Origin of the sequence: Phenylobacterium sp., from assembly GCF_037138395.1 — a bacterium.
Lineage (GTDB): Bacteria > Pseudomonadota > Alphaproteobacteria > Caulobacterales > Caulobacteraceae > Phenylobacterium.
In genome coordinates, this window is sequence record NZ_JBAXIM010000122.1 from 1 (window position 1) to 7,604 (window position 7,604).

Below are 7,604 nucleotides of genomic sequence, written 5' to 3' on the forward strand. Positions count from 1 at the left end.
GCCTTCTGGGGTCAGGCGGGAAAGCCGTTCGGGGTCATCCGTCGCAGGCCGGACGCTGAATTCGGGATGCCGGGCCAGGAAGGCGGAGACCCGGTCCTCGTTCTCCTCGGCCAGGACCGAGCAGGTCACGTAGATCAGCCGCCCCCCGGGCCGGACATAGAGCACCCCGGCGTCGAGGACGGCGTCCTGGTCGGCCTGCCGGCGGACCAGGGCCTCTGGGGTCAGCCGCCACTTGGTGTCGGGATGCCGGCGCCAGGCACCTGACCCAGAGCAAGGGGCGTCGATGAAGACGAGATCCATCCGCCCCTCGAGGTCCTTCACGGGATCTGGGCGAAGGGGGGTGCGGACCTGGAGGTTGCGGATCCCCGCCCTCTCCCCCCGCCGGACGGTGTCCGCCAGTCGCCGGGCGTCGGAATCGTAGGCGTAGATCTGGCCGGTGGAGCCCATGGCGGCGGCCAGGGCCAGGGTCTTTCCCCCGCCCCCAGCGCAGAAGTCCAGGACCTGGGCGCCGGTGATATCGCCTGCGCAGGCCGCGGCGATCTGGGAGCCGGCGTCCTGGACCTCCATCCAGCCCTTGACGAACTCCGGCAGGCTCTCGACCGACGGCGTGCGCTCGGCGGCGGCGGGCGGATCGATCCGGAGGGCCAGGGGCAGGCCGGGGACGGGATGGGCGCCCAGGGCCTCCGCCGCCCGCAGCGCCCGGGCCGGATCGCTCTTCAGGGTGTTGACCCGCAGATCGACGGGGGCCCGGCGGGACAGGGCCTCCGCCTCAGTCCGGACACGGTCGCCGAAGACCCGTGCAAAGGACGGGGCGAGCCAATCCGGCAGGTCGGCAGCCACCGCATCGGGAGCTTCGGCAAGGTCGCGAGGTTCGGGGATGCGGGCAGCTTCCGCCGCACTCAGCGCGCCCGGCCCATGTGGCGCCTCGGCGAAGGCGGCCGCGATCCGGTCTTCCGGCCAGTTCCAGTGCAGGGCCAGCACGCCCAGGACGGCGCCCCTGGGACTGTCCAGCTCCATCCGCCAGGCGGCAGACCGGCGGCGGCGCAGGGCGTCCAGGACAAGGCCGGCGACAAAGGCGCGATCCCCCGAACCCGCATATCGGGCCGTATCGCTCCAGGCCTTGAGCGCCAGGCGCGCAGGCCTGCGCGCCGTCTCGACCTGCTCCAGGACCCCGATCGCCGCCTCGATGCGTCCCCCGTCACGCAAGGAAGAGCGCCGCCACCACCATGCCGAGGCCGACGAGGGCGAGGGTCCAGACCAGGCTTCGGACCATGTAGGTGCCAGCGGCGTAAATGGGGGCGTAGAGCGCGCGGCAGAGGACGTAGAGGCCTGCGCCCCAGAGGCTCAGGGGTCCGGTCTTGCCGGCGATCACAACTGCCAGGACGGCCGCCGCAAAGAGCGGGAAGGTCTCCATGAAGTTGCGGAAGGCCCTGTCAAGCCTGGCCGCAACGCCGGTGATGGGCATGGCCTCGTCGCGCGCGCCAGCGGCCCATTTCAGGTCCTGTTGCCCCCGCGCGGCGGCGGCAGACCACATCAGCTGGACGAGGCCGATGGCGATGGCGGCGCCCAGGAGGAGGAGTTCAGGTTCAGCGCCCATGTCAGACCGGGCTCGTATAGTTGGGAGCCTCGCGGGTCATCATGACGTCGTGGACATGGCTCTCGCGCAGGCCCGCGCCGGTAATGCGCACGAACCGGGCCTTGGCCTGGAAGGCGGGGATGTCTCCCGCGCCGACATAGCCCATGGCTGCCCGCAGGCCACCCACCATCTGGTGAAGCACGGCGCCGATCGGGCCCTTGTGGGCGACCTGGCCCTCGATGCCCTCAGGCACCAGCTTCAGGGCCGAGACCTCCTTCTGGAAGTACCGGTCGGCGGAACCGTTGGCCATGGCGCCCAGGGAGCCCATGCCGCGATAGGCCTTATAGGAGCGGCCCTGGTAGAGGAACACGTCGCCGGGTGCCTCGTCCGTTCCGGCGAAGGCAGAGCCCATCATGGCCGTGTGGGCACCCATGGCCAGGGCCTTGGCGAAATCGCCTGAGTACTTGATGCCACCATCGGCGATCACGGGTACGCCGGTGTCGCGGGCCGCCCTTGCGGCGTCGGCAATGGCCGTCAACTGCGGGACCCCCACGCCGGCGACGATCCGCGTGGTGCAGATGGAACCGGGGCCGATGCCCACCTTCACGGCGTCCGCACCGGCATCGATCAGGGCCCGGGTCCCGTCGTAGGTCGCCACGTTACCGGCGACGATCTGCACCCGGTTGGCCTCGCGGCGCAGCCGGGCGACCGCCTTCAGGACATCGGCATTGTGACCATGCGCGGTGTCGATCACCACCACGTCGACACCCGCATCGATCAGGGCCATGGAGCGCTCGAACCCGCCGTCGCCCACCGTGGAGGCCGCGCCGACCAGCAGCCGGCCCTGGGCGTCCTTGGCAGCGAAGGGATGGGCCTGGGCCTTCTCCATGTCCTTGACCGTAATCAGGCCCACGGCCCGGTAGGCGTCGTCGACGACGATCAGCCGCTCGATCTTGTGCCGCCGGAGGAGATCGCGGGCCTCTTCCTGGGTGCAGCCCTCGCGCACGGTGATCAAATTCTCGGAGGTCATCAGGGCGCGGGCCAGAACGTCGTCGCCATTCTCGAACCGCATGTCGCGGTTGGTGAGCATGCCCACCAGCCGGCCCGTGCCAGGCTCCACCACCGGGAAACCGGAAATCCGCCGCCGCGCCTTGATCTCGCGGATCTCCCGCAGGGGCGTATCCGGGTGGATGGTCATGGGATTGATGACCATCCCGCTTTCGTAGCGTTTCACTTCACGGACCTGATCGGCCTGTTCCTCTACCGTCAGGTTGCGGTGAAGGATACCCATGCCACCAGCCTGGGCCATGGCGATCGCCAGCCGGCTCTCGGTCACGGTATCCATGGCCGAGGAGACGATCGGGATGTTCAGTTGTATCTCGCGGGTGAACCGAGTCGTGGTGTCCGCCTGCCCGGGCAACACTTCAGAAGCGCCGGGTTCGAGCAAAACGTCGTCGAAGGTAAGGCCTTCGCGAATCTCCATGAGACTCTCCATTTTGCGAGCCGCGTATAAGGCCAAGGTGCCATACGAGGCAAGGGCGGCTTAGGGTCGGCCGCGGAATCCTGTCGCTACGATGTAGGTTTCCGAGGAATCCGGGCGGCTGGCCGGTGGCTTGACGTTGCGGACCTGGGCGAAGCTACGCTTTAGCCGGGTCAGGACCTCGCTGATCTCCCCGCCCTGGAAGGCCTTGGCGACGAAGGCACCACCCGGGGCCAGCACCGACTCGGCGAATTCGACAGCGGCGTCGATCAGACCCACGATCCGCAGGTGATCGGTGCGCCGATGCCCGACCGTGTTCGGCGCCATGTCGGAGATCACAAGGTCCGGGGGCCCCCCGAGCCGCTCCACCAGGAGGTCGCCGCAGGCCGGGTCCGTGAAGTCCATCTCCAGGATCTCGGCGGGCGGAAGGGGCTCCACGGGCAGGAGGTCAACGCCAACGATCCGGCGGATCCCCCGCTCCAGGGCCACCTGGGTCCAGCCGCCTGGAGCCGCGCCCAGGTCGATAACCCTCTGACCGGGCAGGAGAAGGCCAAAGCGATCGGCGATGTCCGTCAGCTTGTAGGCGGCCCGGCTCCGGTAGCCGTGGGCGCGGGCCTTGGCCGCCCAGGGGTCGTTGATCTGTCGGGACAGCCAGGCCTGGGACGATGGCGTGCGCATCTTCGCGGTCTTCAGGCGCGCCGGCTTGCCCCGCCCCTCTTCTGAGCCCCCGGTCGGCGGCCGGACCATCTTTCGCCGGGGCGGAAGGGTCATTGGGTGGCCTCCCGAGCGCGGGGCCGCGGGCCGGGCCTGCGACGCGACTGACCGGACATCAGGGACAGCAGTATGCCTTCGCGCAGGCCACGGTCGGCGACGCGGACACGTTCGCAGGGCCAGAGTTCCTGGACCGCCTGAAGGATGGCGGCACCCGCCAGCACCAGGTCGGCCCGTTCCGGACCTATGCAGGGCTGGGCACCGCGTTCGGCCAGGCTCATCGCGATCAGTCGGTTGGAGGCGGCCTCGCAGTCCGCCCGGGTCATCCAGATGCCGTCCACCTGGCTCCGATCATATCGCGGAAGATCCAGATGCACTCCGGCGAGGCTGGTGATGGCACCAGAGGTGCCGACGATGTGCGCCCGTCCAGCTGCGAAGGCCGGCCTGAGGACCTCAGCCCCCGGGAAGTCCTCGAGCCGGGACCGGAAGCAGTCGACCATGCTCCGGAACCAGTCCTGCGAAGGCTGCCCACCCTCGGGGAATTGCTCAGCCAGGGTCACAACGCCCAGGGGGATGGACCGCCAGGCCCGGATCGGAGGCCGGTCAGGTGAGAGCCGCCCGTCCCCGCCGTCCGGACCCCGCCCGGCCAGGTCCACCCAGGATAGCTCCGTGGAGCCGCCACCGACATCCACCACCAAGGCGGCGGCGTCGGTCCGGTCCAGGAGGTTCAGGCACCCGGCGACGGAAAGCCGCGCCTCTTCCTCTGGGGAAATCACCTCGAGCCTCAGTCCGGTCTCGGTGGCGACGCGCTCAATGAATTCCGATCCATTCTGGGCGGAGCGGCAGGCCTGGGTGGCGATGGCCTTGAAACGCGAAACACCGCGTCGCCGCACCTTTTCGGCGCTCACCTTGAGCGCGGCCAGGGCCCGCTGCATGGCCGCCTCTGAAAGGCGGCCGGTCAGGGAGAGCCCCTCCCCGAGCCGAACGATGCGCGAATAGGCGTCAACCACCCGGAATCCCCGTCCGTTTGGAGTCGCGATCAGCAGGCGGCAGTTGTTGGTGCCGAGATCGAGGGCCCCGTACAGCACCTTGCTTCCGTCGCCCTCGCCCCGATCACGGCCATGTTGCGCAACGCCCGGCGCGCGCGAAGCCTGTGCCATGGACACTGGTCCTATTTGGGCGCGACAGGTCGCCGCGCCATTTCTCGTCCAACCTACCCGAGCGCTGACCTTCCCGGAAGGCGTCTTGCAGCGCACCCGGATTGAATTAGGTATAGGCCTTGGCTCCTGGGGGCCGGAGAGATTTGTCATGAATGTTCAGAGAGACGCGAGCGGAGCGGGTCGGCAGTCGGCCCCAATCATCCGCGAAGCCAAGTTCGCGATCGGAGACGTGGTGCGTCACCGCGTGTTTCCCTTCAGAGGCGTGATCTTCGACGTCGATCCCACGTTCAACAATACCGAAGAATGGTGGCTGTCCATTCCCGAGCATGTCCGCCCGCGGAAGGACCAGCCCTTCTACCATCTGCTCGCCGAGAATGATGAGAGCGCCTATGTCGCCTATGTCTCGGAGCAGAACCTGTTGGTGGATGAGACCGGTGAACCCGTTGGTCATCCCCAGGCGCCCGAGATCTTCGAGGCCTTTGAACCCGGCCGCTACAAGCTGAGGCCCCGGGTCAGCAACTGACCTGTCGCGTCAATAGTCCCGACGCCAGCGCACGGAGAGGGTGTTTTCCCCCTCTCCGGAAAGCTTGGAAATCAGCCGCAGCGAACGGCTAACATTCCATTCGACCTGCGCAGATCCGCCCTCGCGGCCTCCGCCTGTAACGATCAGAAGTACGTTCTTAGTTAGGTACTTACCGCCAGACACTTCAACGCCGTCGCCGTTGCCTCCACCGGCAAAACTCAGCCGATCGAGACCCGCGAGGCCCCTCAGGTTGCCGATAACGTCCAGCCCGCCACCCCCCGCCATAGACGCCACGGCGGAGGCCAACTGGGCGGTCTCCAGGGGCGACAATTGGGATGCCGACCGACCGAACAGGACCTGTGAGAAGATCTCGTCCGTCGGCAGGGGCGGTGTTGAGGTTAGGGTAATCTCCGGCTTGGCCGCCGTGCCACGGATACGCACGATCGCCGTTAAAGCCGGATCCGCCCGCACGGCCGCCAAGTCCAGCCGGATTCGGGAGGGGTCCTCGGAAAGGTAGACCACCCCCGAGGGATCGATCTCGAAGCGTTTGTCGGCAAAGGCGTAGGATCCCTGCAAGATCCGCGCGAGGCCCGTAAGGCGCGGGCGCGCAGTGGTGCCGGTGACCCGGGCGTCCACCGACATCTCAAGGTCCAGGCCCTGACCGCGGATGAAAACGCCTTGAGGCGCCTTCAGCGTCACGTCCATGGCGACGGCGGGCCCTGCGCCCCGGCCCTCCGCCTTGCCGCCCACCAGTACGGGCTGGTTGATCTCGGTGACGGCGAGCGGGGTGACACCGGTTGGGGTCGGAGCGGCTGCCCTGACGTCAGCCCGGTTGATGGTCAGTCCACCCTGGAGAGTGACCCGACCGTCACCTGCCCGGGTTACCGAGGCTTGCCCCGACGCGGTCGCCGTCGCCAGTTCATTGTCTATGACCCGGAAGTTGACGAGGTCGAGCCGGAAGGAACTCGGCGCCCCCCCTTGCAGGGAGATCAGGCCGGAACCTGAAAGTGTGCCGCCCTGCCCGTCCGCCCCCGTTGCCTGGTCGATCTGGATTGCAGTCTCTGACAGGCGGGACCGCACGGTGACAGACTTCAAGACGAGGCCAGTGGCTGCGTCCGTGAAGGCGCCGTTCTCGATCTCTGCGTGCCCGGCCGCCCGCGGCGCGGCAAGAGTCCCGGACAACTCGCCCCGAAGCGCAACGAGGCCGCTGAGGGTCTGATCGCCGCCGACGAACAGGTCCCAGAGGGGCCGAATCTCGCCATTGGCCTGAACGCGCCCCCGCAACGGACGCTCCCTGTCTGGCTGGATCAGAAGCGACGCGAGGCGGGTGCGGACGGGGACATCGACTTGCCCGTCGGCCTTCATGCCCCGGGCGTTGGAAACGTCGGCCTGCAGGGCCAATTGCTCGTTCGCCAGGTCCGCTCGGAAATGCCCGTTTAGGCCAAAGGAGACCTCACTATCCCTGGCACGGACATCCGCAAGACTCCCATTCGCCTGCCCCACAAGGTGGGAGCCCTTGCCCTCGACCCTGAAGTTGGCATCCATGCGACCTGCAAGATCCGGGTTGAAGAGGCTGGCCGGCATGTCATCGAGGCTTCCGGTGACCAGGGCCATCCCGGGACCCGAGGTCAGATCGACGGCCACAGATCCCGCCTTGTCGATCCCGAAGCGCAGCCGGGCGCGTCGCTCGGCCCCGGCGAGTTCAAGCACCGCCGTCTCAGTGGTGCGCACACGGCGGCCCCCGGCCTCGCCGGCCCCATCGAAGTCGATCCGGAACCGCTCACCCTGCTGGGCGGCAAAGCCCCGGCCCTCAAGCGCCCAGTCCCCTGAGTTCGTCTGACCGCGGGCGGTCAGTTCGAAGGGCAGGCGTGACAGGGGGCCCTGGGCGGACAGACGTCCGGCGACGATGGAAATCCCTTCGCCGGGAAGAAGGGCGTTACGAGCGACAAGATCCGCGTCGACCCATGGCCCTGAAGCCCCTCGATCCTCCAGCCGCACCTTTCCCGTGACAAGTCCCTCTGCAAGAAAGGCACCGGGCGTGAGTTCGATCGTCAGGTCCGCCGCCGAGGCCCCGCCGGCGACCAGCGCCGCCTGACCTCCGGCGCGCAATCCGCCAGCATCCACCAGAATGTCGTTGAGCTGGATACCGCCTTC

Annotated in this window: 7 protein-coding genes; 1 reads left to right on the plus strand and 6 read right to left on the minus strand. The window is 68.2% G+C overall.

What is annotated here, in order from left to right:
• The 5 genes from WCJ52_RS09930 to WCJ52_RS09950 form a co-directional block, all read right to left on the minus strand.
• Positions 1–1,206: RsmB/NOP family class I SAM-dependent RNA methyltransferase (locus WCJ52_RS09930; RefSeq protein WP_336903146.1), on the minus strand; the 1,206-nt coding region annotated here is incomplete at its 3' end.
• Positions 1,199–1,597 carry an MAPEG family protein gene (locus WCJ52_RS09935; protein ID WP_336903147.1) on the minus strand — a complete coding sequence of 133 codons (399 nt, stop codon included), beginning with the start codon at positions 1,595–1,597 and terminating at the stop codon, positions 1,199–1,201. The genes WCJ52_RS09930 and WCJ52_RS09935, both read right to left, overlap by 8 nt.
• A 1-nt stretch (position 1,598) precedes the next feature.
• On the minus strand, positions 1,599–3,059 hold the full coding sequence (guaB, locus tag WCJ52_RS09940; RefSeq protein ID WP_336903148.1) for an IMP dehydrogenase: 1,461 nt from the start codon (positions 3,057–3,059) through the stop codon (positions 1,599–1,601).
• 60 nt (positions 3,060–3,119) lie between these two features.
• The gene (locus WCJ52_RS09945; RefSeq protein WP_336903149.1) at positions 3,120–3,827 is read right to left on the minus strand and encodes an RlmE family RNA methyltransferase; all 708 of its coding nucleotides are present in this window, start codon (positions 3,825–3,827) and stop codon (positions 3,120–3,122) included.
• On the minus strand, positions 3,824–4,927 hold the full coding sequence (locus WCJ52_RS09950; RefSeq protein ID WP_336903150.1) for a Ppx/GppA phosphatase family protein: 1,104 nt from the start codon (positions 4,925–4,927) through the stop codon (positions 3,824–3,826). Before WCJ52_RS09950 ends, WCJ52_RS09945 begins: the two co-directional genes overlap by 4 nt.
• Positions 4,928–5,075: 148 nt before the next feature.
• Here WCJ52_RS09950 and hspQ point away from each other — a divergent pair, with 148 nt between their 5' ends.
• The gene (gene hspQ, locus WCJ52_RS09955) at positions 5,076–5,450 is read left to right on the plus strand and encodes a heat shock protein HspQ (protein ID WP_336903151.1); all 375 of its coding nucleotides are present in this window, start codon (positions 5,076–5,078) and stop codon (positions 5,448–5,450) included.
• A gap of 9 nt (positions 5,451–5,459) precedes the next feature.
• On the opposite strand, the gene WCJ52_RS09960 is transcribed toward hspQ, so the two are convergent.
• Positions 5,460–7,604: translocation/assembly module TamB domain-containing protein (locus WCJ52_RS09960; RefSeq protein WP_336903152.1), on the minus strand; the 2,145-nt coding region annotated here is incomplete at its 5' end.

Bases quoted from the DNA above. Each gene is read 5' to 3' on its own strand.
- WCJ52_RS09935 (WP_336903147.1), bottom strand. From the start codon at position 1,597: ATGGGCGCTGAACCTGAACTCCTCCTCCTGGGCGCCGCCATCGCCATC.
- guaB (WP_336903148.1), bottom strand. From the start codon at position 3,059: ATGGAGATTCGCGAAGGCCTTACCTTCGACGACGTTTTGCTCGAACCC.
- WCJ52_RS09945 (WP_336903149.1), bottom strand. From the start codon at position 3,827: ATGACCCTTCCGCCCCGGCGAAAGATGGTCCGGCCGCCGACCGGGGGC.
- WCJ52_RS09950 (WP_336903150.1), bottom strand. From the start codon at position 4,927: ATGGCACAGGCTTCGCGCGCGCCGGGCGTTGCGCAACATGGCCGTGAT.
- hspQ (WP_336903151.1), top strand. From the start codon at position 5,076: ATGAATGTTCAGAGAGACGCGAGCGGAGCGGGTCGGCAGTCGGCCCCA.